The organism is Crenobacter caeni (assembly GCF_010435965.1).
GTDB classification, from domain to species: domain Bacteria; phylum Pseudomonadota; class Gammaproteobacteria; order Burkholderiales; family Chromobacteriaceae; genus Craterilacuibacter; species Craterilacuibacter caeni.
Window position 1 is genome coordinate 105,044 of sequence record NZ_JAAGAA010000010.1, and the last position, 22,616, is coordinate 127,659.

Annotated in this window: 24 protein-coding genes and 2 pseudogenes; 14 read left to right on the forward strand and 12 right to left on the reverse strand. The window is 67.9% G+C overall.

Features of this window, described 5'->3' with window-relative positions:
* Positions 1-8 precede the first annotated feature (8 nt).
* From GZH52_RS11870 to thrB, 3 genes are read left to right on the forward strand one after another with little or no spacing between them, the layout of a single operon-like run.
* On the forward strand, positions 9-737 hold the full coding sequence (locus tag GZH52_RS11870; RefSeq protein ID WP_163316676.1) for an LOG family protein: 729 nt from the start codon (positions 9-11) through the stop codon (positions 735-737).
* 14 nt (positions 738-751) lie between these two features.
* Positions 752-1,078 carry a DUF2782 domain-containing protein gene (locus GZH52_RS11875; RefSeq protein ID WP_163316677.1) on the forward strand — a complete coding sequence of 109 codons (327 nt, stop codon included), beginning with the start codon at positions 752-754 and terminating at the stop codon, positions 1,076-1,078.
* Positions 1,079-1,086: 8 nt separating this feature from the next.
* Positions 1,087-2,025, forward strand: coding sequence for a homoserine kinase (gene thrB / locus GZH52_RS11880; protein ID WP_163316678.1), 939 nt, complete (start codon positions 1,087-1,089; stop codon positions 2,023-2,025).
* Between the two features lie 4 nt (positions 2,026-2,029).
* On the opposite strand, the gene GZH52_RS11885 is transcribed toward thrB, so the two are convergent.
* Positions 2,030-3,562 carry a GGDEF domain-containing protein gene (locus GZH52_RS11885; RefSeq protein ID WP_163316679.1) on the reverse strand — a complete coding sequence of 511 codons (1,533 nt, stop codon included), beginning with the start codon at positions 3,560-3,562 and terminating at the stop codon, positions 2,030-2,032.
* A 54-nt stretch (positions 3,563-3,616) separates the two neighbouring features.
* Complete coding sequence (locus GZH52_RS11890; RefSeq protein ID WP_163316680.1) at positions 3,617-4,477, reverse strand: LysR family transcriptional regulator; 861 nt, start codon at positions 4,475-4,477, stop codon at positions 3,617-3,619.
* 130 nt (positions 4,478-4,607) lie between these two features.
* Between GZH52_RS11890 and GZH52_RS11895 the strand changes: the two genes are divergently transcribed.
* Both GZH52_RS11895 and GZH52_RS11900 read left to right on the forward strand, forming a co-directional pair.
* The gene (locus GZH52_RS11895) at positions 4,608-5,543 is read left to right on the forward strand and encodes a YeiH family protein (RefSeq protein WP_163316681.1); all 936 of its coding nucleotides are present in this window, start codon (positions 4,608-4,610) and stop codon (positions 5,541-5,543) included.
* A gap of 72 nt (positions 5,544-5,615) precedes the next feature.
* On the forward strand, positions 5,616-6,656 hold the full coding sequence (locus GZH52_RS11900; RefSeq protein ID WP_163316682.1) for a YeiH family protein: 1,041 nt from the start codon (positions 5,616-5,618) through the stop codon (positions 6,654-6,656).
* Between the two features lie 5 nt (positions 6,657-6,661).
* On the opposite strand, the gene GZH52_RS11905 is transcribed toward GZH52_RS11900, so the two are convergent.
* The gene (locus GZH52_RS11905) at positions 6,662-8,920 is read right to left on the reverse strand and encodes a putative bifunctional diguanylate cyclase/phosphodiesterase (RefSeq protein WP_163316683.1); all 2,259 of its coding nucleotides are present in this window, start codon (positions 8,918-8,920) and stop codon (positions 6,662-6,664) included.
* A gap of 122 nt (positions 8,921-9,042) precedes the next feature.
* On the opposite strand from GZH52_RS11905, the gene hemF reads away from it, so the two are divergent.
* From hemF to GZH52_RS11935, 6 genes are all read left to right on the forward strand, one after another.
* A complete protein-coding gene (gene hemF / locus GZH52_RS11910) occupies positions 9,043-9,951 on the forward strand; it encodes an oxygen-dependent coproporphyrinogen oxidase (protein WP_203525735.1) in 909 nt (302 codons plus the stop codon).
* A gap of 29 nt (positions 9,952-9,980) precedes the next feature.
* A complete protein-coding gene (locus GZH52_RS11915) occupies positions 9,981-10,766 on the forward strand; it encodes an MOSC domain-containing protein (RefSeq protein ID WP_163316685.1) in 786 nt (261 codons plus the stop codon).
* 58 nt (positions 10,767-10,824) lie between these two features.
* On the forward strand, positions 10,825-11,145 hold the full coding sequence (locus tag GZH52_RS11920) for a hypothetical protein (RefSeq protein ID WP_163316686.1): 321 nt from the start codon (positions 10,825-10,827) through the stop codon (positions 11,143-11,145).
* Positions 11,146-11,204: 59 nt separating this feature from the next.
* Positions 11,205-11,636: a DUF411 domain-containing protein gene (locus tag GZH52_RS11925; protein ID WP_163316687.1), complete on the forward strand. Its 432-nt coding sequence runs from the start codon at positions 11,205-11,207 to the stop codon at positions 11,634-11,636.
* Between the two features lie 14 nt (positions 11,637-11,650).
* Positions 11,651-12,106, forward strand: a complete 456-nt coding sequence (gene copM / locus GZH52_RS11930) for a CopM family metallochaperone (RefSeq protein WP_239058110.1) — start codon at positions 11,651-11,653, stop codon at positions 12,104-12,106.
* Positions 12,107-12,291: 185 nt separating this feature from the next.
* The gene (locus tag GZH52_RS11935; protein WP_163316688.1) at positions 12,292-12,540 is read left to right on the forward strand and encodes an alanine-zipper protein; all 249 of its coding nucleotides are present in this window, start codon (positions 12,292-12,294) and stop codon (positions 12,538-12,540) included.
* A 65-nt stretch (positions 12,541-12,605) separates the two neighbouring features.
* Here GZH52_RS11935 and GZH52_RS11940 read toward each other — a convergent pair whose 3' ends face one another.
* The 9 genes from GZH52_RS11940 to GZH52_RS11980 all read right to left on the reverse strand — a co-directional run bounded on the left by GZH52_RS11940 (position 12,606) and on the right by GZH52_RS11980 (position 21,333).
* Positions 12,606-13,640, reverse strand: a complete 1,035-nt coding sequence (locus GZH52_RS11940; protein WP_163316689.1) for a L,D-transpeptidase family protein — start codon at positions 13,638-13,640, stop codon at positions 12,606-12,608.
* A gap of 122 nt (positions 13,641-13,762) precedes the next feature.
* Positions 13,763-14,116 (reverse strand): DsrE/DsrF/TusD sulfur relay family protein, encoded by a 354-nt coding sequence (locus GZH52_RS11945; RefSeq protein WP_163316690.1) that lies wholly within the window; start codon positions 14,114-14,116, stop codon positions 13,763-13,765.
* Positions 14,116-14,964: an energy-coupling factor ABC transporter ATP-binding protein gene (locus GZH52_RS11950; RefSeq protein WP_163316691.1), complete on the reverse strand. Its 849-nt coding sequence runs from the start codon at positions 14,962-14,964 to the stop codon at positions 14,116-14,118. Before GZH52_RS11950 ends, GZH52_RS11945 begins: the two co-directional genes overlap by 1 nt.
* Positions 14,957-15,793 (reverse strand): energy-coupling factor ABC transporter ATP-binding protein, encoded by an 837-nt coding sequence (locus GZH52_RS11955; protein ID WP_163316692.1) that lies wholly within the window; start codon positions 15,791-15,793, stop codon positions 14,957-14,959. Before GZH52_RS11955 ends, GZH52_RS11950 begins: the two co-directional genes overlap by 8 nt.
* Positions 15,784-16,494 (reverse strand): energy-coupling factor transporter transmembrane component T family protein, encoded by a 711-nt coding sequence (locus tag GZH52_RS11960; RefSeq protein ID WP_163316693.1) that lies wholly within the window; start codon positions 16,492-16,494, stop codon positions 15,784-15,786. Before GZH52_RS11960 ends, GZH52_RS11955 begins: the two co-directional genes overlap by 10 nt.
* Positions 16,494-17,069 carry an ECF transporter S component gene (locus GZH52_RS11965; RefSeq protein WP_163316694.1) on the reverse strand — a complete coding sequence of 192 codons (576 nt, stop codon included), beginning with the start codon at positions 17,067-17,069 and terminating at the stop codon, positions 16,494-16,496. Before GZH52_RS11965 ends, GZH52_RS11960 begins: the two co-directional genes overlap by 1 nt.
* Entirely contained in the window at positions 17,066-17,494 is a 429-nt protein-coding gene (locus GZH52_RS11970; RefSeq protein WP_163316695.1) for a PPC domain-containing DNA-binding protein, read from the reverse strand. Before GZH52_RS11970 ends, GZH52_RS11965 begins: the two co-directional genes overlap by 4 nt.
* 132 nt (positions 17,495-17,626) lie before the next feature.
* Positions 17,627-18,688: an HD domain-containing phosphohydrolase gene (locus tag GZH52_RS11975; protein WP_163316696.1), complete on the reverse strand. Its 1,062-nt coding sequence runs from the start codon at positions 18,686-18,688 to the stop codon at positions 17,627-17,629.
* Positions 18,685-21,333, reverse strand: coding sequence for a PAS domain-containing hybrid sensor histidine kinase/response regulator (locus tag GZH52_RS11980; protein ID WP_163316697.1), 2,649 nt, complete (start codon positions 21,331-21,333; stop codon positions 18,685-18,687). Before GZH52_RS11980 ends, GZH52_RS11975 begins: the two co-directional genes overlap by 4 nt.
* A 260-nt stretch (positions 21,334-21,593) precedes the next feature.
* Here GZH52_RS11980 and GZH52_RS17055 point away from each other — a divergent pair.
* The 3 genes and pseudogenes from GZH52_RS17055 to GZH52_RS17125 all read left to right on the forward strand — a co-directional run.
* Positions 21,594-21,707: pseudogene (locus tag GZH52_RS17055) on the forward strand (DUF2721 domain-containing protein); the annotation flags it as partial.
* Positions 21,708-21,784: 77 nt separating this feature from the next.
* Positions 21,785-22,012, forward strand: coding sequence for a type 1 periplasmic-binding domain-containing protein (locus GZH52_RS17060; RefSeq protein WP_163316698.1), 228 nt, complete (start codon positions 21,785-21,787; stop codon positions 22,010-22,012).
* Positions 22,013-22,024: 12 nt separating this feature from the next.
* Positions 22,025-22,540, forward strand: a pseudogene (locus GZH52_RS17125) (substrate-binding domain-containing protein); the annotation flags it as partial.
* Between the last annotated feature and the right edge of the window lie 76 nt (positions 22,541-22,616).

The window sequence follows — 22,616 nt, forward strand, 5'->3', positions numbered from 1 at the left end:
GCTAGGCCATGAGCTTGTCCGACAAGATCCCGCAAACCAGCGACCGCTACGCGATGATGCAGCGCTTCCGCGCGCGCGAGGCGTGGCACGTGATGAAGATCCTGTCGGAATTCGTCGAGTCGGCGGAAGAGTTGCAGGGTATCACGCCGGCAGTGAGTATTTTCGGCAGCGCGCGCACCGCGCGCGATCACCGGCATTATAAGCTGGCCGAGGAGATTGCCCGCCTGCTGTCGGACGCCGGCTTCTCCATCATCTCAGGCGGCGGCCCCGGCATCATGGAGGCGGCCAACAAGGGCGCGTTCTACGGCAGAAGCCCGTCGGTCGCGCTCAATATCGTGCTGCCGCACGAACAGCACCCGAACCCGTACCAGGACCTGAGCCTGAAGTTCAACCATTTCTTCAGCCGCAAGGTGATGTTCGTCAAGCACGCGATCGCCTACGTGGTGATGCCCGGCGGCTTCGGCACGCTGGACGAGATGTTCGAGGCGCTGACGCTGGTGCAGACCGGCAAGAGCCGGCGCATCCCCATCATCCTGTGCGGGCGCGAGTTCTGGTCCGGCCTGATCGACTGGATGCGCGCGCACCTGGTCGAAGGCGGCATGATCCGCCCGGACGACCTGGACCTCGTCAAGCTGATCGACGAGCCGCAGGCCATCGTCGACACCATTTTCAAGCATTACGAAACCCGCGGCTTCGAGGCGTCGCCCGAAGAACGCGAACAACTGCTCAACCTGTGAGCGAAGGACTCCCCATGCGCCGCACCCTGTTTGCCCTGCTCGTTGCCAGCCCGCTCGCGCTGGCCGACACCCCGCCCGCCCCCGCGCCACTGCCGCCCCCGCCTGCGATCGCCGACGGCGTCGTCCAGCCGGGCGCGCCCGAGCCGGAGGTGCGCATCATCCAGAAGGGCAGCGACAAGATCGAGGAATACCGGATCAACGGCCTGCTCTACATGATCAAGGTCACCCCGTCGATCGGCGTGCCCTACTACCTGGTCGACGAGGACGGCAGCGGCAACCTCAAGCAGATCGACCCCACCCGCCGCGTCGTGATCCCGCAGTGGGTCCTGATGCGCTTCTGAGGAACAGCATGTCGGTCTATACCACCGTCGACCCGCGGCAACTCGAAGACTGGCTCGCCGGCTACAGCCTGGGCAATCTGGTCGGGCTCAAGGGCATCGCCGCCGGGATCACCAATACCAACTACTTCGTCACCACCACGCAGGGCCGCTACGTGCTGACGCTGTTCGAGGCGCTCGCGCTCGAAGAGCTGCCGTACTACCTCGCGCTGATGAGCCACCTCGCACGGCACGGCGTCGCCTGCCCGACGCCGGTCGCCGACAACAGCGACCGTTTCGCGTCCATGCTCGCCGGCAAGCCGGCGTGCCTGGTCAGCTGCCTGGACGGCGCCGACACCGCGACACCGAGCGCCGCGCAATGCCGCGCGGTCGGCGCGATGCAGGCCGCGCTGCACAAGGCGGGCGACACCTTCACGCTGCGCATGAAGAACCCGCGCGGGCCGCGCTGGTGGAGCCAGAGCGCGCACAGGCTGTACCCGCTGCTCACCGACGCGGACCGCGCGCTCCTGAAGGAAGAGATCCAACTGCAGGACAGCCACCGCTTCGACCACCTGCCCTCGGGCGTGATCCACGCTGACCTGTTCCGCGACAACGTGCTGCTCAAGGGCGACGCGGTCGCCGGCTTCATCGATTTTTACTATGCGTGCAACGACATCCTGCTGTACGACGTGGCGATCGCGGTCAACGACTGGGCGCGCCGGGCGGACGGCACGATGGACGACGCGCTCGCGCGCGCCTTTCTGGAAGGCTACCGCAAGGTCAGGCCGCTGACCGGCGAGGAAGAAAACGACTGGCCGGTGATGCTCCGGGCCGGCGCGCTGCGCTTCTGGGTGTCGCGCCTCTTGGACCTGCACTTCCCGCAGGCGGGCGAGCTGACCTTCACCAAGGACCCGAACGCGTTCCGCGACCTGTTGCTCGCCCACCGCGAGCGCCGGGACTTCTGGCTGTAAGCGCTCAGGCCGGCTGCGCCGCCGCGAGCCAGGTCGCGCGGCCGCGGCCGGCGTGCTTGCTCTGGTACAGGCGCGCGTCGGCCAGTTGCAGCAAGGCTTCGGCGTCGGCGGTCTCGCCCGAGGCAGCCGCGCCGACGCTGACGCTGACCACCAGTTCGCGCTCCCGCCACTGCAGGGCGCACACCCGCGCGAACATCCTGTCCAGCAATGCCGCGATATCGGCCGACCCGTCCGCCAGCGCCATCAGCTCGTCGCCGCCGGTGCGGTAGAGCGCCAACGCCGTCTCGCCCTCCTGCAGGGCCGCGCCCAGCCGCTGCAGCACGGTGTCGCCGAACAGGTGGCCGTAGCGGTCGTTCAACTGCTTGAAATGGTCGATGTCGATGGCCAGCAGCCAGAACGGCGCGCCGGCCTGCCAGCGGCGGGCGAAGTCGGCGTCGAAGGCGCGGCGGTTGGCCAGGCCGGTCAGCACGTCCTGCTGCGACGCCCGTTTCGCGTCGTCCAGTTCGCGCGCGACGCGCTGGATCACCCCCAACTGCTCGCCGACAAACCAGGTCCGCGCGCGCCGCGGCAGGGGCTCTGCAGGCATGGCTCCCTGCGATAACGCCGCCATCGCCGAGGACAGCAACGCCTGCTCGCGCACGAAGATGCGCTTGAACAGCGAGAACCCGACCAGCCACAAGGCCAGCAGGCCGAACAGCCCGACCAGGTAACGGGGCGCGGCCTCAAGCAGTTCGCGGCGCACCTCGGCAGCCGGCGTATAGAGCACGACGTCCCATGCCGGCGACGGCAGTTGCCGGTACACCAACACGCCGTATCGCAAGGCCTGCACGAGGTCCGCCGAAGTGGCCGCACGCCGCAGGGATGCAGCGCCGATCGGCGTGCGCAAAGGGTTGGCCGCCGCGACGACACGCCCGTCCCGGTTGAAAATGGTCAGCGTCGCAGGCGTGGTGCCGACCACGCGTTCGAGCGCCCGTTCGAGCGGAGAGATCGCCAGGTCGACCATCAGCAGCCCACGCAAAGCACCGTCCGCGCCACGCACGCGGCGCACCGCCGTCATCATCGGCTGATGGCTGCTGAATTCGGAGTAAGGGCCAACCCAGGTGGTTTCGTCCCGGACAGCCGGGTCAAGCAGTACGGCCCACGGCCGCTCGGCGGCGACAAAACCGGCCGGCCGCGTCCATGCGGGGTAGGCGTCGATATGGTCGGTGCGGGCATTGTAAAAATAGGCATGTTCGCCACCGGCCTTGAGCGCGCGCACCAGGACCGGCCAGGACGGTGACAACGCGAGCCCGCTCTCTCCCGACTCCTCTAGCTGGGCCGACAAGGCGCCCAACAGCGCACGGTCCCTTTCAAGTTGCTCCTGCAGGTAGACACCGGTAAAGGTGTCGAGCAGCGCTTCGTAGACCTGGCGCCGCCGCTCGAGCGCGGACTGCAGATCGAACGCCAGTAGTAAGCCGGCCAGCAGCGAGGTCAGCAGCGCCATCAGCAGGGTGGCCGACACCAGCAAACGGTGCAGGGAATGCTTGCCGTTAAGCATCAGACAAATCTAATTATCATGTACCCCCCAGCCTAAACAAATCCCGCCTTCCGGTCAAAGCAGGTCGAGGAAGGCCTGCAGGCCGCGTCCCGGCACGCGCTCGCGCCGGCGCACCCGCCACAGCGTGCGGGCAAGGACCGGCAGCGCGCCTTGCAGCGTGCACAGGCGGCCATCGGAGAGCCAGTCTTCGACCACCCGCCGCGACAGGCAGGACACGCCAAAACCCGCAGCGACCGTGCGCTTGATCGCTTCCGAGTCCCCCAGCTCCAGTTCCAGCCGCAAGCCGGGCAGGTGTGCGAGCAGCAGCCGCTCGACTTCCTCGCGGGTGCCCGACCCCGCCTCGCGCAACACCCACGGTGCGTCGGCGAGTTCCTCAGCCGTCAGCGTCCGCCCGGCCAGCGGGTGGCCGGGGGCGGCGAATACCACCAGCTCGTCCTCTTGCCACGGCTCGACCAGCAGCGCCGGATGCTGGCACGGCCCTTCGACCAGGCCGCAGTCGACCGAAAAATCGACGACCGCGTCGACGATGTCGCGGGTATTGGCGACCCGAAGCTCAAGCTGGGCGCCCGGGTAGCGCCGGCGAAAGTCGGCCAGCGGGCAGGGCAGCAGGTAGTTGGCGATGGTGGTGCTCGCCCCGAGGCGGAACAGCGGCAGCTCGGTCTCGAACAGGCGCTCGAGCGCGGCGGCGTCGGCTAGCAAAGCGCGCGCCTGAGGCAGCAGCCGCCGCCCGTTCTCGTTGAGGACCAGCCGCCGTCCGGCGCGGTCGAACAGGCGCACGCCGAGGCTGACTTCGAGCTTGTCGAGCGCCTGGCTCGCCGCCGACTGGGTCAGCGCGACACGCGACGCCGCCGTGGTCGCCGAGCCGTGCACGGCGATGGCGACGAACACCTCGAGTTCACGCAGGGTAATCCTCACCCGCCCCCCTTATTAAATTTACTGATACCAAGAATGAAATATATCCATTTTTTTTATTTAAGCAAAAAAGGTATCGTCCGCTCCCATTAAATGTCGGCCACATCCCGTCCGGCACCCTACGGATCACACGATGAACCTTCCTACCATCCTGCACGGGCAAGATCCCCGTCTGCTGCCCTTTATCGCGCTGGCGCTGCTCAGCCCGCTGTTCTCGCCGGCCATCGGCCTGTTCGCCGGCCTCGCCTTCGCGCTGTCGGTCGGCAACCCGCTGCCTGCGCTGAGCAAGAAACTGTCCAAACAACTGCTGCAGTACTCGGTGATCGGCCTGGGCTTCGGCATGAACCTGCACGAGGCGCTGGCGTCCGGCCGCGACGGCATGCTGTTCACCATCGTTTCGGTCAGCCTGATCATGGTGCTGGGTTGGGTGATCGGCCGACGCCTGAAGCTCAGCGACGGCACCGCCTACCTGATCGCCGCCGGCACCGCCATCTGCGGCGGCAGCGCGATCGCCGCCGTCTCGCCGCTGACCCGCTCCAGCGAGAGCGAGATCTCGGTGTCGCTGGCAACCATCTTCGTGCTCAACGCGGTCGCGCTGTTCATCTTCCCGCCGCTGGGGCACTACTTCGGGCTGACCGACCAGCAGTTCGGCATCTGGGCCGCGATGGCGATCCACGACACCAGCTCGGTGGTCGGCGCCGGCGCCGCGTACAGCGAGACCGCGCTCAAGGTGGCAACCACGGTCAAGCTGACCCGCGCGCTGTGGATCATCCCGCTCGCCTTCGTCACCACCCTGATATTCCGCGACCGCGACGCCAAGATCCAGATCCCCTGGTTCATCTTCTTCTTCGTGCTGGCGATGGTCGCCAACACCTATGTCGAGATCCCGGTGGCGTTCAGCCATGCGGTAGTGTGGGTGTCGAAGAAGGCGCTGGTGCTGACGCTGTTCCTGATCGGAGCCGCGCTGTCGCGCGACGTGCTCAGGCAGGTCGGCCTCAGGCCCATGCTGCTGGGCGTGCTGCTGTGGGCGATCATCGGCAGCGCCAGCCTCGCCGTCCTCAAGCTGTAGGCACTCCGCCGGCAAGACGGGAGCGGGCAACTATCATCTGGATAGAAAACTCCAGATGAGCTCGCTCCCTCCATGAAAAACGACAAAATCATTTCGCTGCTGCCCGGCCTTGCCCTCTCGATCGCGCTGGCGCTGGCCTCGATGTGGCTCGCCGAGCTGGATGCCATGCGCCGGCTTGGCTTTTCCGCGCTGACCATCGCCATCGTCGGCGGCATGCTGCTGGGCAACACGGTCTACCCGGCCATCGCCGGCCGCTGCCACGACGGCGTCGACTTCGCCAAGGCCAAGCTGCTCAGGCTGGGCATCATCCTGTTCGGCTTCAGGCTGACCTTCCAGGACATCGCCGCGGTCGGCGTGATGGGCATCGTGATCGACGCGCTGATCGTCGCGTCGACCTTTTATCTCGCGTGGGTGCTCGGCCGGCGCGTATTCAAGCTCGACGAGCAAAGCACCATCCTGATCGGCGCCGGCAGCTCGATCTGCGGCGCAGCGGCGGTGCTCGCGACCGAACCGGTGCTGCGCGCGCAGGCGGACAAGGTGGCGGTCGCGGTCGCGACCGTGGTGGTGTTCGGCACCCTCGCCATGTTCGTCTACCCCGCCGCCTGGCACGCGCTGGTCGCGGCGGGCTGGGTGCACAACGACACCTTCTTCTACGGGGTCTTCAGCGGCGCGACCATCCATGAAGTCGCGCAGGTGGTCGCCGCCGGCAAGGCCGTCGGCGAAGACGCGGCGACCAGCGCGGTGATCACCAAGATGATCCGCGTGATGATGCTCGCGCCCTTCCTGATCTTCCTGTCGGCGTGGCTGGCCCGCCGCCACCGCGGCGGTGGCGCCAAGGGGCGCGGCAAGGTGCAGATCCCCTGGTTTGCCGTGCTGTTCCTGGCCGTCGCCGGCTTCAACTCGCTCGCGCTGCTGCCGCAAGGCTGGGTCGCCGAAGTCGTGGTGTTCGACAATGTGGTGCTGGCCGCCGCGATGGGCGCGCTCGGGCTGACCACCCATGTCTCGGCGATCCGCCGTGCGGGCGTCAAGCCGCTCACCCTCGCCGCGATCCTGTTCGCGTGGCTGGTCGTCGGCGGCGCCCTGCTGTGTACCCTGCTGCTGGGTGCGCCCTGAACCCGCTACACCCGGCTGACGTCCTCGGCGAGCCAGCGCTCGAGCGCACTGGCCGACATCGGCCGCGCAAACAAATAGCCCTGCATCCGGCGGTAGCCCAGCCTGGACAGCGCGGCAAACTGCGCTTCGGTCTCGACGCCTTCCGCGATCAGTGCCATGCCCATGCCGGTCGCCATGTCGTGCACCGCGCGCGCCAGCGTCTCGTCGCCCTCGCCCAGCAGCACCACGAACGAGCGGTCGAGCTTGACCGTGTCGAACGGCAACTCGGCTAGCCGCGTCATCGACGAATAGCCGGTGCCGAAGTCGTCGAGGTGCAGGCCGATACCGGCCCGCACCAGGCAACCGAGCAGCTCGTCGCCCTGCTCCTGCAAGGCGGCGGTCTCGGTCACCTCGGCCGATACCGCCTCGGCCGGCACGCCGCAGGCCAAGAGCAGCGCCAGCAGACGATCGGCAAAACCGCGGTCGCCCAGCATCAACGCCGACAGGTTGAATTGCAGCTTGAGGCCGGGCGCACGTGCGCGCAGCGCGGCAAACTGCGGCAACGCGCGCGCAAGCAGCGCGTCGGTCAGCTCGCCGATCAGGCCGAGCTCCTCGGCCAGCCGGATAAAGGTCAGCGGCGACACCGCCCTGCCCTCGAACTGCCAGCGAGCCAGGAGTTCCAGCGCGTACGGGCGCCGGGTCTCGGCGTCGATCACCGGCTGGAAATACGGCGTGATCGCGCCGGCGGCGATCGCGGCACGCAGGCCCTGCTCGAGCCGCATGCGTTCGCTGACCGACTCGTGCATCGCCGGGTCGAAAGCGGCGACCTCGCCGCGCCCGCGGGCCTTGGCGCCCGCCAGCGCCAGGTCCGCGTGGCGCAACAGGTCGGCGCCGGACAGGCCGGCCCGGTAGGCCGCGACCCCGGCCGACGCCGAGAACGACAACTGACGTCCCGAAAAGGAAAACCGGCCGCCGAGCACCGCCTGCAGGCGCAGTGCCCACGCCCGCGCGGCCTGCGGCGCGCACGCGGGCAGCATGACGGCAAACTCGTCGCTACCCAGACGGTACAGCGTAGCCGGCGCCTCCAGCGCCTTGCGCAGGCGGTAAGCGACCTCCTGCAACAACTGGTCTCCGGCGCCATGCCCCAGGCTGTCGTTGACCAGCTTGAAACCGTCGAGGTTCAACAGCAGCAGGCTCGCGTGTGCAGGTTGCGCCGCGCACAGGTCGTCCAGCGCCCGTTCGAGGGCACGGCGGTTGCCGACACCGGTCAAGGGATCGGTCACCTCCAACTGCGCAAGCCCCAGCCTCGCCTCGCTCGCTTCCTCGCCCAACGCGTTGTAGGCCACGGCCAGCGCGTCGATCTCGTCGTTCCCATCGACCGGCCACGCGCTCAGGCCGCCGGCCTTGCGCAGGCGGGCCAGCTCGGCGAAGCGGCCGATGCGGCTGACCACCCGCTCGGACAGGAAGCGGCGCATCCACCATGCACTGACGGCAATGCACAAGAGCAGGCTGCCTGCGAACAGCACCAGCGTGGCCGGCAACCAACCCAGCGGCACCGGCGCTTCAAGCAGCAGCACGCGGCCACCCAAGTCACCGGACAGCGGCACAACCGCTTGCGCCAGCGTCCACGACGCGGGCGGCCTCACCGCATCGGCAGGGACGAAGCGCAGATCGCCGCCAACGAGTTCGGACAGGCGGGCAAGATAGTCCTGGTTGAAAAAGCGCCCCATCAAGATCAGGCCATTGGCCGGGCGCTCGGCCTCGGTGTCGGTGACGGCTGCGGCGGTGAGCAGCAGCGGCATGCCGTCGAACAGGACCAGATAGTGCCGCGGCTCGCTCGCAGGCGCGCGCTGTGCCTCGGCAAGCTGCTCGGCCAGTTGGGTGCGCAAGCTGGCGGGCAGGCGCGCGCGCGGCGGCCAGCCGCTGCGGAAGCGTTCGCGGCCATCGGCACCGAGAATTGCGGTGAAGTCGACATCGAGGCCCTGGTAGCTCGAGCCGAAGTTCTCGTTCACGAAGCCAGGCTCGGGCCGCTCGACATAGCGGTAGGTTTCATCCCAGCGGCCATAGTCGCGGGCAAGCGACGACAGGCGGCTGGTTTCGGCGTCGAGCAGCAAGCCGACCTTCTCGCTTGCCGCTGCCTGCAGCACCGCCGCCGTCGCCTGTAACTGCACGCGCACGACAAACAGGCAGCCGACGGCCAGCGCGAACGATAGGCCCAGCATCAGCAGGCTGAAACGCCGCGTCAGCTGGCGTTGCAGCCGATCGGGCCGCTTGGAGTCCGACATATGCAATTCCAATTGCTGTGTATCCACTTTTATATCATGAGGGAGTCCGTGGCACGAACAGCTACGCAAAGCGCAACCCTGCTCTGCTAATATGCGCAACATCAAAAATGACGAACAGCAACATGAACGAGCAAGATAAGAACAAGGTCAAGTCCTTCCTGCTGTCTCTGCAGGCCCGCATCTGCGCGGCGCTGGAAGCGGCCGACGGCGGCGCCACCTTTGCCGAAGACGCCTGGCAACGTGAACAGGGCGGCGGCGGCATCAGCCGGGTACTCGCCGACGGCGCGCTGTTCGAGCAGGCCGGCGTCAACTTCTCGCACGTGACCGGCGACGCGCTGCCCGCGTCGGCCAGCGCGCACCGGCCCGAACTCGCCGGCCGCCGCTTCGAGGCGATGGGCGTGTCGCTGGTCGTCCACCCGAAGAACCCCTACGTGCCGACCAGCCACGCCAACGTGCGCTTCTTCGTCGCCGAGAAAGACGGCGAGGCGCCGATCTGGTGGTTCGGCGGCGGCTTCGACCTCACCCCCTACTACGGCTTCGACGAGGACTGCGTGCACTGGCATACCGTCGCCCGCGACCTGTGCGCGCCGTTCGGCCCCGACACCTACCCGCGCTACAAGGCGTGGTGCGACGAGTACTTCTACCTCAAGCACCGCGCCGAGCCGCGCGGCGTCGGCGGCCTGTTCTTCGACGACCTGAACGCGCCCGGCTTCGACGCGAGCTTCGCCTTCATGCGCGCGGTCGGCGAGGGCTACCTCGACGCCTACCTGCCGATTGTCCAGCGCCGCCGCGACACACCCTGGGGCGAGCGCGAGCGCCAGTTCCAGCTATACCGGCGCGGCCGCTACGTCGAATTCAACCTGGTCTGGGACCGCGGCACCCTGTTCGGCCTGCAAAGCGGCGGGCGTACCGAATCGATCCTGATGTCGATGCCACCGCTGGTGCGCTGGCAGTACGGCTACCAGAGCGAAGCGGGCTCGCCCGAAGCGCGGCTGACCGAACACTACCTGACCGCCCGCGACTGGGTATAGCCGCCAACTACCCGCCCCGAGGAGCCCGCATGCCGACACTTGCCGAGTTATACGTCTACCCGCTCAAGTCCTGCCGCGGCAACGCCGTCGCCCGCGCGCTGGCGACTCCGACGGGCCTGCTGCACGACCGCGAGTGGCTGCTGGCCACCCCCGAGGGCGACTTCATTACCGCCCGCTCCGACCCGCAACTGGTGAGCGTTACGGCCGAGCTGTGGCCGGGGATGGTGCTGTTTTCCGCGCCGGGCCAACCGCCCGTCGCGGCACTCGCCACCCGCTACACCGAACACGCACGCGCCAAGGTGTGGGGCGACGCGTTCGACGCCCGCCACGGCGACGCGCGTGTCGACGCGTGGTTCAGCGAACTCGTCGGCCGCCCGTGCCGCCTGTTGTGGCTGGGCGAAACGTCGCAGCGGCGGCGCGAGGCGCTGCGCGAACCGCTGTCGTTCGCCGACGGCTACCCTTACCTGCTCGCCAACCGCGCGTCGCTCGCGGCGCTCAACGCGGCGATAGCACCGCCGGTGCCGATGCGCGCGCTGCGGCCCAACCTGGTCGTCGATGGCGCGTTGCCGTGGGCGGAAGACGGCTGGCGCCGCCTGAGGATAGGCGAGGTCGAATTTGAAGTGGCCAGCCCCTGCACGCGCTGCGTGCTGACCACCATAGACCCGGACACCGCACGGCGGCGCACCGACGGCGAACCGCTGAAGACACTCGCCCGCGAGCGGCGTTACGCGGACGGCGTGCATTTCGGCATCAATCTGGTCGCCCGCAACGCAGGCGTGCTCGAAACCGGCGCCAGGGTCGAGATCATCGCGTAGCGCTGCTTTGCCGGTGCGTGCTAGCATCGGCTCCAGTCTGAATAGGTTTCTCCATACCATGCGTCTTGTCCGCCAGGTCCTGCTGATGCTCTCGCTCGCGCTGTTGCCGCTGGCGGGCTTCGCGCTGCCTGCGAACATGACCGAGGCGCACACGTGCTGCGCAAGCGAAGCGGCCGGCTGTCAGGACACGCAGGCGAAGGCGCACCCGCTGCCCGCCACCGACGCGCACTGCTGCCCGGTCATCAACGGCGCGGTGCCGACGGGCGTCGGTGCGGCCCTGCCCGGCACCCACTACTCGCAAGTGCACAACCCACACCTCGAACCGGCTGCGATCACCTGTAGCCACGCCCCGCCGCACAAGCCTCCGCGTTCCGTCTGAGCCCGGCCACGACGCGGCACCCTGCCGCGTCTTCCTGAACTCGATACACGGAAGCATCCATGAAAAAGACCACCTCCGCCGCGGCGCTGATCGCCGCGCTGATCGCCGTGCCTGCGCTCGCCGCGCCGGCCGCTACCATGTACAAGGATCCCCACTGCGGCTGCTGCGACGCGTGGGCCAAACATATGCAGGACAACGGCGTCAGGGTCGACAGCAAGATCGACGCGCAGATGTCGCAGACCAAGGACAAGCTTGGCGTGCCCGGCAGCCTGCGCTCCTGCCATACAGCGAAGATCGGCAACTACCTGTTCGAAGGCCATGTGCCGGCTGATCTCGTGAAAAAGGTGCTGCGCGACAAGCCGGCGATCGCCGGCCTCGCCGTGCCGGGCATGCCGCTGGGCAGCCCGGGCATGGAAGGCCCGACCCGCCAGCCCTACCAGGTGCTGACCTTCGACCGTCAGGGCCGCACCACCGTCTACGCTCAACGCTGAACGAGGAGAACACCATGAAAAAACTGCTGATCGCCGCCTGCCTGGCCGCCGCCGGCACCGCCTACGCCGCCGCGCCTACCCCTGCCGGCACGCCTGCCCCGGCCTGCCCGATGGCCTCGCAGAACGCCTGCCCGATGGCCGGTACGATGCCGCACGGCAGCCACATGATGCCCGGCGGGCACCCGATGATGCACGGCGCACCGGCCGATGCCAGCGCGTCGACCCGCGCGTATATCGCCGCGCACGGCAAGATGATGCAAGGCATGAATATCGCGTATAGCGGCGACGCCGACCGGGACTTCATGGCCGGCATGATTCCGCACCACCAGGGCGCGGTCGAAATGGCGCGGGTCGTACTGCAGCACGGCAAGGATCCGGAAGTGCGCAAGCTTGCGCAGGACGTGATCGCCGCGCAGGAAAAGGAAATCGCGCAGATGCAAAACTGGCTGGCCAACCACCCGCTGAAGTAAGGCGGGCGCGACGCCACGCAGGCAGGCAGCCGCCCGGGCTGCCTGTTTTTTTCGCGCGCCGGGTGCCGCCGCGCGGCTTGCTTTTTGCAGGGCAGGGTCTAGTTTTCCCGCATGGAGACGGCGCGCGAGCAGGAAATGGACCTGCCGTGCTGAGCCATCTTCAGCATCGAGCAAGGAGATCCACCATGAGAATCCTGTCCGCAATCGCAATGGGCGCGCTCACGCTGTCGCTCGCCGCCTGCGCCACGACCGACCAGACCGCCCGCGACATGGCAGCGAAGGCCCAGTCCACCGCCGACCAGGCACTCGCCAACGCCAACCAGGCCAACGCCAACGCGCAGGCTGCCGCGCAAATGGCGCAGCAGGCGCAACAGACCGCCAACCAGACCGCGTCCCAGCTCAACAGCATGATGAACAAGGGTATGGTCAAGTAAGCATTGCTCCCCAGCCCACGACAAGGCCCGGCATCGCCGGGCCTTGTCGTTTGGGGCTTGCCGTCTCACCCCCCATCGGCCGGCACCCGCTCGGGCACCCGCGCGCGGTTGGCATCCTCGCCGTACGGCGGCAGGGTGTAGGGTTCGACCGGCAGCGCGTCGACGCGCTCGGCGTCGGTCGGCGCGCCCGCCGACACGAAGGTCGGCAACACCGTCGGCTGCGCGAGCACCGCCTCGACGCGTGCAGTGTCGAGCTCTACATCGGTCTTTTCCCCGAGTTGCCCGACCAGCTCGCGCGCGGTTTCCAGCGTCGGCGCCGCCTCTTGGTACTCGGCGACCAGCGGGTAGGACGCGAGCACCGGCAGGCCGTCCAACAGGCCCGCGACCAGCGGCTGGTTGACGATGCGGATAGGCGTGCCGCGCGGCAGGATCTTCAGCAGCGCCTCGGCGTTTTCCGGGTACAGGTGCAGGCAGCCGTGGCTCGCGCGGGTGCCCAGCCCCCACGGCTTGTTGGTGCCGTGGATGAAGATGCTCTTGAAGCCGGTCTGGAAGGCAATCAGCCCCATCGGGTTGTCCTCGCCCGGCGGCACGTAGTCGGGCAGCACCTCGCCCTGCTCGAGGTGCTCGGCCTTGATGCTGTCAGGCGGCGTCCAGCCCGGGTCGCGGATGGTCTGCACCAGCCGCGTCTCGCCCAGCGGGGTCGACCAGCCCTCGCGCGCGATGCCCAGGGGCACGGTGACCACCTGCGGGCGCGTGCCCTTTTTCGCCGGCAGGAAATAGAATAGCCGGCGCTGCGGGATATTGACGACGACGCCGCGCCACGGCTTGGGCGGCAGGATGTACTGGCTGGGGATCAGCAGGGACGGCGCCTGCTGCGGCGTCCACAGGCTGACGCCGGGGTTGGCCAGCGTGATCTCCATCAGCCCGGTATTGAAGTGGCGGGCAAGGTCGAGCAGCGAATTGCCCTCGGACTCGACACGGATGCGTTGCGGTGTTCCGACCACGGTGTCGCCGTTGTCCGGCAGATCGAACACCTCGGCGCGCAGCACCGGCGGACACAGCAGCGTGCCCAGCAGCAGCAGCCTGAAAAAAATCGACATGGCAGCCTCCCTATGAGGCAGTGTGACAACTTCAGTCAAGCAGCCCGCCCGCGGCGGCGCCAGTGCGTCCGGCTTCCCGCTGCCAAGGGCATGAGCGCCGGCCACGCTTTACCCGCGCGGCGTCAGAAACTGAGCACCTTGTCGGCATCCAGCGTCAGCTTGGCGAGGATGGGCATGGTGCCGACCTCGACTCCCGCCAGCAGCCGGTCGGCCGTCAGGCCGCGCGCATCCAGGCAGGTACGGCAGGCGTAGACCCTGACGCCGGCGCCGATCAGCTCGGCGAGCATCTGCCCCAGCGGCACGCCGGCGGCGGCCTGCTGGCCGGACAGCACACAGCCGACCGCGTCGGACAACAGGAAGACCTGCAGCGCGGGCGGAAACTCCTCGGCAGCGAGCTGGGTCGCCAGCCTCAACGCCGACAGTACGCGCTCGCTGCCGTACGGCGGCGCGTTGACGATAAACAGGATGTTCTGCATCAGGCTTCTCCTCGGGACTTGGACAAGGCGGCACGCCGCTCGCAGGCCACGCGCCACGCCGCGTCGAAGCACGCCGCGTCGGTGGTCGGCGGCAAACCTATCGCGCGGCACAAGGCTGGCAGGGTCGGCGCGGCGCCGGGGCTGTCGCCTTGCAGCGCCGGGTCGTGCAGCACCTGTTCGGGCGGGCCGTCGGCGATGACGCCGCCGCCGGCCAGGTGCAGCACCCGCGGGCAGTTGCGGGCAACAAAATCGTAATCGTGGCTGATCAGCAGGATGGCACGCCCTGCGGACTTTTCCCGCGCGAGCCACGCCTCGAACAGCGCCAGTTGCACGGCGTCGAAGTCGCGGGTCGGCTCGTCGAGCAGCATGAGCGGCACGTCCTGCGCGATCAGCGCGGCGAGCGTCAGCAGGCGGCGCTCGCCGGCGTTCAGGTCAAAGGGGTGAGCGTCGGCGTGCGATGCGAGCGCGGTCGCTTCGAGCGCCCGCGCGGTGCGCCGCTTGACCTCTGTCGCGGATAAGCCGCCGAGGCGGGGCGCAAACGCCACTTCGTCGCGCACGCGGCCGCAGCAAAGCTGGCGCTCGGCCTCCTGGAACATCATGCCGGCGACGCGGGCAAGCGCCGAGGGGCGGGCGAGTCGGGTATCGAGCCCGCCTGCGCTCACCCTGCCGTCCGATGGCGCCAACAAGCCGCAGGCGAGGCGCAATAGCGTCGACTTGCCGGCGCCGTTGGCGCCGACCAGCGCGACGCACTCGCCGGCGGCGACCGTCAGCGACAGCGACGCGAGCAACGGCGGCGCGCCGTCCCAGCCGTAGCCGACCTGCTCGAAGGAAAGGACGGGTTCAGCCATCGGCCACCTCGGCAAAGCGCGTGAGCGCGTCCGCAGCCGAACACGGCGCGGCGACACCGTCGCGCCACAGATCCGCCGCGCGCGACCGCCACGCGGCGCGCACTGCGTCGCTCGCGGTGAGCGCGGGCAACACGCGGTCGAACAGCACGCCGGCCTCTGCACACGCGCGCTGCACGCCGCCGTCCAGCCACAACATGAGGTCTGCGCCGGCCGCGCGCTCGAACGACTTCTCGAACAGCACCAGCGTGAGCATAGGCAGCACACGGAGTCTCTCCAGCAGCCGGTCGGCAGCGGCCGGGGTGAGCCGGTTGAACGCCTCGTCGAGCAGCAGCAGCCGCGGCCTCATCGCCAGTGCACAGGCGAGCGCGACGCGCTGCGCCTCGCCGCCGGACAGCGTGGACGGCGCGCGCACCGCGAGCGCTTCGGCGTCGCACAACGCGAGCGCCTCGCGGCAGCGCGCGCGGATCTCTTCTTCGCACAGGCCGAGGTTTTCCGGGCCGAAGGCGACCTCGTCGTACACGGTAAACGCGCAGCCGGTCAGCGCGGCGTACGGGTTGCCCTGCACCAGCTGCACTTGGCCCGCGCGTACGGCCGGCAACGCGCCCGACAGCGGCGCGCCGTCGAATTCGGCGACGCCGGCCTCGGTGGCCGGCAGCGCGTGCGGCACCCAGCCGGCGAGCCAGCCGGCCAGCGTGCTCTTGCCGCTGCCGCTGCCGCCGACCACCGCCAGCGTCTGCCCGGCAGGCAGCGCAAAGTCGATGCACGAGAGGCAGGGTGCAGTAGCACCGGCACGGGTCAGCGACGCCTGCGCAAAACGGATCAGCGCCATAACCAGCTCCCGGCCACCAGCACAAAGGCGGCGAGCGCGGCCGCGAGCAGCGCGCGGTCTCGCGCGGTGAAGGCCGGTGCGTCGAGCGTGGTGCGGCATGGCACGCTGCGAAATGCGCGTGCGTCGAGCGCGTTGGCGCGCTCGCCCACGTCCGACAGCGTCCACACCACCAGCGGGCCGGCCAGCGCGATCAGCGTGCGGGCGCGCTGCGGCCACGGCGCGGCCGGGTCGACCCCGCGTGCGCGCTGCGCCTCAGTCACTTCGGCGAGGCGCCGACGCAGCTGCACCGACAGCAACAGCGGGCTCGCCAGCAGGTAGGCAACGCTCGGCGGCAGGCGGCTGGCAAACAGCGCACGGGTGAGGCGCGCCGGCGGTGCTAGACGCAGCGCGACTTGCGCGCCGGCGAGCAGGCAGCCGACGCGCAGCCACAACAGGGCAGCCGCGTACAGGCGTTGCGGCCGGTCGGCGACATCGGCGCCGAAGACCAGGCTGTCGAGATAACGCCCGTGCACCAGCCAAAGGCCGGCGGCCAGAGGCAGCATCAACAGGGCCCAGCGGCGCAACCGCACGCGGTGCTCGCCCCCCATCCACACCAGCACCAGCAAGACGACCAGCAGCGCGGCCAGCGCCCGCGCGTCGGTAAGCCGTAGCGTCAAGAGCAGCAAGGGCGGCAACAGCGCGAAGCCGGTGAACGGATGCATCAGCGCACGGCGGCTGCGGCGGGGAAGGTCGCAGAGAGACGCGCGGGCAAGGCGCGTACCAGCGTCCACGCCAGCAGCGCGCTGACGACCTTGTCGGCTAGGTTGACGCCGAACACGGTCAGCGCGACCGATTCGATCAGCTTGCTGCCGACCGCGTTCAGGTAGGCGACGAAGAAGTCGGCGCCGCTGCCGGTCGCACCGCCGAACAGGTAGGCGCGGATAGGCGTCGCCACCACCACCACGGCGACGGTCACCAGCAGGGCCGACAACAGCACGCGCGGCAGCGAGCGAAAGCCGCCGGCACGCGCGCACAGGCCGGCGACGAGGCCGATCACGCCGGCCACCGGCGCGAACGCGGCGGCGACCGGGCTGGTGAGCACGCCCCAGATCAGGTTGGTCGCGACGCCGGTGACCAGCGCGGCGAGCGGGCCGGCCAACAGCGCGACGACGAAGGTGCCGATCGCGTCGAGGAAGATCGGCAGCTTGAGCATGGACGCGAGCTGGCCGAGCACCATATTGAAGGCGATGCCCGCCGACATCAGCGTCAGCGTGCGGGTGGAAAACAGCGGATTCATTGCGCGGAGTCTTTCCGGTCTGGTTGAGGGAGGACGACGAGTTCATCGTAGCCCGACAACGGGCAGGGTTCGCGGCCGAAGGCGACGCCTTCGAGCACGCCGATCACCAGCTCGCAGGTGGTGCGCACCACCGAGCCTGGCATCACATGCCCGCCCAGCACCGCGCCTTGCGCATCGGCCACTGTCATGTGCAGGTGGCCGCCACCCGCGTCCAGCGTACCGCACAGCGAGACGATCTCGAAAACGTTGCAGAGGCAGGTGGTGTCCGGACGGCCGGCGAAGCGCAGCGCGGCGACGCTCAGGCTGCCGACCACGCCGGCGATCCAGCCGGCGGCCACACCCTGCCCGGCAAGACGGCTGGCGAGCGCGGACAACAACTCCTCGCCCGGCAGCAGCCGGACGACGACAAAACGGGCGGAATGCATGGACAGGCCTCGCGGCGACAGTAACTTGAGGCGCGCGATTTTACGCAGGGCGCGCCGCGCGCTCAATCCTTGCGGCAGACGGGAAGGCCGGCAGTGTGCTGCCGCCGGCTCGCCAAGGCAGCGGACGGGCCGTCATTCCGGTTCGCGGTGACGGCGGTTGACCTCGAGGACCGCTTCGAGGTTGGCGAGAAAGTGTTCGACCACCAGCGGGTCGAAATGATGGCCGGCCTCGCGCTCGATCAGCGCGAGCGCCTCCTCGATGGGCCACACCCGCTTGTAGGGACGCACCGACACCAGCGCGTCGAACACGTCGGCCACCGCGCAGATGCGCGCCTCCAGCGGGATCGCCTCGCCGGCAAGCCCGTCTGGGTAGCCGCTGCCGTCCCACTTCTCATGGTGCGAGCGCGCGATGCGGCACGCCATCTGCAGCAGCGGGTCGTCGCTGCCTTCGAGGATCTGTGCGCCGATCGCCGAGTGCGTACGCATCACGCGCATCTCCTCGTCGTCCAGTCGCCCGGGCTTGAGCAGGATCTGGTCGGAAATGCCGATCTTGCCGATATCGTGCATCGGGCTCGCGCGCAAGATCAGCTCGCACTGCGCCTCGTTCCAGCCCAGCGAACGGGCGATGATCGTGGCAACCTCGCTCATCCTCAGCACATGCTGGCCGGTCTCGTTGTCGCGGAACTCGGCGGCGCGGCCGAGCCGCTGGACGATCTGCACGCGCGACTGGGCCAGCTCGCGCGTACGCGCGGCGACTTCCGCCTCCAGTTGCTGCCGGTGCTCGTGCAGCAGCCGGTGCGCAAGCTGCGCGTCGAGCATGTTGCGCACCCGCATCAAGAGCTCGCTGCGGTCAAAAGGCTTGCAGATGAAATCACGCGCACCGGCGGCGAGCGCCCGCAACTGCCACTCGCGGCCGCTTTGCGCGGTCAGCACCACGATGGGGGGCAGCAAGGGGTCGTCCAGCGCGCGCAAGGCAGCCATCACCCCGAAGCCGTCCAGATGCGGCATGTTCAGGTCGAGCAGGATCAGGTCGGGGCGCTGCGCCTGGTAAGCGGCGACCGCCTCGCACGGGTCCTGCACCAACAGCGGCGCCGCGTAGCCCTGGCTTGCGAGCATCTTGGACAGCAGTTTCAGGTTGGCCGGCTCGTCGTCGATGGCGAGGATGCGGGCGCTCTGGTGGTTCGGGTCGATCATGCGATGGTCTCGGGCCTGCTGGCCGCCTCCGCAAGCAGGCGGTCGACGGTCTCCAGGAACTGTGGAATATCGAGTGGCTTGGTCAGGTAGGCGGCAAAACCGGCAGCTAGGCCGCGCTCGATATCGCGCGGCATGGCGTTGGCGGTGACGGCGACCACCGGCACCCGGCTTAGCGAGCGTTCGGCGCGCAGGATGCCCAGCAACTGGTAGCCGTCCATCTGCGGCATGTTGACGTCGAGCAGGATCAGGTCAGGCCTTGTCTCCAGCGCGAGTGCCAGCCCCTGCTGGGCGTCTTGCGCGCTCGAAAAGTCGACCGGGTGGCGCCGCGCGAACAGCTGGCCGACCAGTTTGAGATTGGCTGGATTGTCGTCGACGTAGAGCACCCGCTGGCGCGGACGTGCTGCATCCTGCACGTCCATCCGGGCGCTGGCCGCCGCTTGACCGGCCTGGACCGCGTCGGCAAGCGGCATGCTGAAATGGAAACGGCTGCCGACGCCCTCTTCGCTGATGGCACCGATCTCGCCACCCATCAGTTCGACCAGCCGCTTGCAGATGCTCAGGCCGATGCCGGTTCCCTCGACCGAGCTGTTTTCCACGCCCAGCCGGTTGAAGGGCTCGAACAAACCTCCCAGCTTTCCTGCCGGGATACCCGGCCCGGTGTCGGCGACCTCCAGCGTCAGCCGGCCGTCTTGTACCCGGCTCGACACCTGCACGCTGCCGCCATCGCGGTTGTACTTGATCGCGTTGGAGAGCAGGTTGAGCAGCACCTGCTTGAGGCGGACGCGGTCGCCCTGCATGGTGCCGGACACCGCGACAGGCGCCAGCGAGATGCCGCGCGCACGCGCCAGCGGCAACACCAGATGCATGCACTCGTCGACCAGTTCACGCGCGTCGACCGGTTCCGGGGAGAGTTCGACGCGGCCTGCCTCGATCTTGGCAAGGTCCAGCACCTCGTTGATCAGCGCGAGCAGGTGACGGCCGGCCTTAAGGATCTCGGCGACATTGTCGTGCTGGTCCTCGTCGAGCGCGTCGTCGAACTCGAGCATCTGCGCGAAACCGATCACCGCATTCAAGGGCGTGCGCAACTCGTGGCTCATGCTGGAGAGGAAGCTCGACTTGGCCTGGTTGGCCGCGTTGGCTTCGGTCAGCGCGGTCTCCAGCGCCTGGCTGCGCGCAATCTCCTCGCTGTGGTCGCTAAAAGTATTGAAGCTGTAGAGCAGCGAACCGTCATGCACGTCGCGGATCGGCTGCACGCTGCTCAGGCTGAAGAATTTGCTGCCATCCGGGCGACACAGCTGGGCGAGCCCTTGCCAGCTGCTACCGTTCTCGATCGCCGCAACGATCAGGGGAAAAATAGTGGCCGCAGACTCTGTCGTGGCGATACAGTCGAAACGCCGGCCGAGCACATCTTCGCTGCGTACACCAACCATCCGCTCATAGGCCGGGTTCACGTAGATGATGCGGTGTGCCGCGTCCGCCACGCGGATCGCCTGGTCGGTACTTTCGACCAGACGGCGAAACAACTGCAATGCGTCCTCTGTCTGCTTGCGCGCCGTGATATCGGCATGCAGCCCGATCACGCGCTGCGGCAAGCCATCGGCGCTACGCTCGACAATGGTGCCGCGGCTATGGATCCAGATGTAATGACCGTCCTTGTGCCTCAGGCGGAATTCGACGGAGTAGCTGTCTTGCTGTCCGGCCAGATAGCCAAAAAAGGCCGTCCTCGTGCCCAGCCTGTCGTTAGGGTGGAGCATCGACAGCCAGGCGTCGAGGGTCGGTGCCAACTCGCCCTGCGCATACCCCAGCATCGCTTCGTAGTGGCCGGAGAACTTCACCTGCCCGCTCGACAAATGCAGGTCCCACACCCCTTCGCCCGCACCGTCGATGGCGAAGGCAAAGTGCGTTTCCAGATTCTTGCGCCGCGTGGCGTCGTGGACCACGAGCAGGCAGCGCCGCTTGCGGTCCGCGTCGGGCAAGCGCGAACCGGACAGCTCGAAAAAATGCTGCCGCCCATCGACGCGAATCCACAGCGGCAGGTCACTGCACTGCCCGCTGCCGATCGCCTCGGCCAACGCCACGCGTAGCTGGCCAGCCGAGACCGTATCGAAGGCCTCGTCTACGTTGCGGCCAAGCAGCTGGCAACAGAATACCGGTCCGTCGTGGCATTCGGCGCCATGGCCGATCCGCAGGAAACGGCCGTCCTCGTCCAGTTCGATCAGGGTGTCCGGAATCGCGCTCAGCGTCGCCGACAGCTGCTCTGCTGCCAACCGCGCAGAGCGCTCGGCCTCGTAAAGCGGGGTGATATCGGTACGGATCGAGATATAGCGCTCGGGCAGGCCGTCGGCGCCGGGAATCGGCGTGATGGTTGAACGCACCCAGTAGAGCGAACCGTCGAGCCGGCGGTTGCACACGTCGCCCTGCCAGCTTTCTCCCGCACTGATGGTCGACCACATCGACGCGTAAAAGGCGGCGTCGTGCATGCCGGATTTGAGCAGCCGGTGGTTCCGCCCGATCAGCGCCTCGCGCGGGTAACCGCTGGTTTCGCAGAACTTGTCGTTGACCTCAAGGATATTGCCCGCAAGATCAGTAACACTGACAATCGCGTGCGCATCAAGCGCCCGCCGTAAAGCCAGCAGGGAATCCATGGCAAGCCTTCCAACAGAAGCGCCCCACTGGCGCACAACACCACTTTACAGACATGGTTACTCAGGCGCAGATATTACATTGCAATACAGAAACCTCAAACATCTTCAGCATCGTGCCGTATCCACCGGCAGTCACACCAGCACTGCCGGAATATAGAACGCAAAGAGTGCTTCCAAAGGCAAAATCGTAGCCCTACTGTCCAGCGCTGACTCTGCGTCTCCTGAAAGCAATCCCCTCCCGCCCCGCCTTAGAGCTTGCCATGCCCAGCCTGCTGTTTCCCGCCCTGTGCATGCTGTTGCTCGCCTACACCAACCGGTTTCTCGCGCTGGCCGGCGTGATCCGCAACCTGTGCAAGGACGACCGGCAGGCCCCGGAGCCGTCGGCCAGATGTAGGAGCTGGGCGAGCCGTCCTTCGGGCTGCAGGTGGGCTTTGACAACGCGGCTGCCAGCGTGTGGTTTACCAGGGGGTCAGGCTGGCGGACGACATGCGCGTGCATTCGCGCCGACGGCTACCGCGAAGCCGCCGAAGTCGCCGGCCTGCACGCGCCGCACATCATCAACATCCCGGGTTCGGAAGAACGTATCGTGCAGGCGGCGGGCACGGCGATCGCTGCCGACACCGCCATCGACGGCATCATCTGCTCCAACGACTGGGCCGCGCTGGGCGTGCTGTTCTAGGCGCAGCGGCGCGGCATCCGGGTGCCCGAGGCCCTGTCCGTCGTCGGCTACGGCGACCTGGACTTTGCCGCAAGCCGCATCCCGCCCCTGACCACCCTGCGCCCGCACCGCGGGCAGATCGGCAGCAAACCAATGCAGGCGCTGATCGGGTGCTGCGAGCAGCCCAAGGGACAGTTGGCAGGACATTCCCCTCGACGTCGGCTTCGACCTGATACCCCGCGATACCAGCCGCATCGTCTGACCGCGCGCCCAGGCCAAGCCCGTAGCCTCTCCCCTCGCCCCGCCCATCGCGCACGGCAACAAGCGCGGCCCCCTCAATACGACCCAGACCCAGCCCCGCACTGCAGACGCCGGCGTGACACGCCCTGCGCGACGTCGCCGCGCCACACACGCGCGAAATATTTCGCTTTTGATCGTTATCGAACATTCTCGAAAGCGCGCACCCGGCTAGGATATACGCAAACAATCCATGTAATTCATATATTTAGAATATCAACGGCGAGTGCATGCTCGTTTTACGTTGAGTGAAGATCATGCCTTCGTTACAATCATAGCGCTTCGATATGTAACAAAACGACCAGATCGAACACCCATCAGACTTTCA

Coding starts and splice junctions, on each gene's coding strand:
- GZH52_RS11870 (WP_163316676.1), top strand. CDS start 9: ATGAGCTTGTCCGACAAGATCCCGCAAACCAGCGACCGCTACGCGATG.
- GZH52_RS11875 (WP_163316677.1), top strand. CDS start 752: ATGCGCCGCACCCTGTTTGCCCTGCTCGTTGCCAGCCCGCTCGCGCTG.
- thrB (WP_163316678.1), top strand. CDS start 1,087: ATGTCGGTCTATACCACCGTCGACCCGCGGCAACTCGAAGACTGGCTC.
- GZH52_RS11885 (WP_163316679.1), bottom strand. CDS start 3,562: ATGCTTAACGGCAAGCATTCCCTGCACCGTTTGCTGGTGTCGGCCACC.
- GZH52_RS11895 (WP_163316681.1), top strand. CDS start 4,608: ATGAACCTTCCTACCATCCTGCACGGGCAAGATCCCCGTCTGCTGCCC.
- GZH52_RS11900 (WP_163316682.1), top strand. CDS start 5,616: ATGAAAAACGACAAAATCATTTCGCTGCTGCCCGGCCTTGCCCTCTCG.
- GZH52_RS11905 (WP_163316683.1), bottom strand. CDS start 8,920: ATGTCGGACTCCAAGCGGCCCGATCGGCTGCAACGCCAGCTGACGCGG.
- hemF (WP_203525735.1), top strand. CDS start 9,043: ATGAACGAGCAAGATAAGAACAAGGTCAAGTCCTTCCTGCTGTCTCTG.
- GZH52_RS11915 (WP_163316685.1), top strand. CDS start 9,981: ATGCCGACACTTGCCGAGTTATACGTCTACCCGCTCAAGTCCTGCCGC.
- GZH52_RS11920 (WP_163316686.1), top strand. CDS start 10,825: ATGCGTCTTGTCCGCCAGGTCCTGCTGATGCTCTCGCTCGCGCTGTTG.
- GZH52_RS11925 (WP_163316687.1), top strand. CDS start 11,205: ATGAAAAAGACCACCTCCGCCGCGGCGCTGATCGCCGCGCTGATCGCC.
- copM (WP_239058110.1), top strand. CDS start 11,651: ATGAAAAAACTGCTGATCGCCGCCTGCCTGGCCGCCGCCGGCACCGCC.
- GZH52_RS11935 (WP_163316688.1), top strand. CDS start 12,292: ATGAGAATCCTGTCCGCAATCGCAATGGGCGCGCTCACGCTGTCGCTC.
- GZH52_RS11940 (WP_163316689.1), bottom strand. CDS start 13,640: ATGTCGATTTTTTTCAGGCTGCTGCTGCTGGGCACGCTGCTGTGTCCG.
- GZH52_RS11945 (WP_163316690.1), bottom strand. CDS start 14,116: ATGCAGAACATCCTGTTTATCGTCAACGCGCCGCCGTACGGCAGCGAG.
- GZH52_RS11950 (WP_163316691.1), bottom strand. CDS start 14,964: ATGGCTGAACCCGTCCTTTCCTTCGAGCAGGTCGGCTACGGCTGGGAC.
- GZH52_RS11955 (WP_163316692.1), bottom strand. CDS start 15,793: ATGGCGCTGATCCGTTTTGCGCAGGCGTCGCTGACCCGTGCCGGTGCT.
- GZH52_RS11960 (WP_163316693.1), bottom strand. CDS start 16,494: ATGCATCCGTTCACCGGCTTCGCGCTGTTGCCGCCCTTGCTGCTCTTG.
- GZH52_RS11965 (WP_163316694.1), bottom strand. CDS start 17,069: ATGAATCCGCTGTTTTCCACCCGCACGCTGACGCTGATGTCGGCGGGC.
- GZH52_RS11970 (WP_163316695.1), bottom strand. CDS start 17,494: ATGCATTCCGCCCGTTTTGTCGTCGTCCGGCTGCTGCCGGGCGAGGAG.
- GZH52_RS11975 (WP_163316696.1), bottom strand. CDS start 18,688: ATGATCGACCCGAACCACCAGAGCGCCCGCATCCTCGCCATCGACGAC.
- GZH52_RS11980 (WP_163316697.1), bottom strand. CDS start 21,333: ATGGATTCCCTGCTGGCTTTACGGCGGGCGCTTGATGCGCACGCGATT.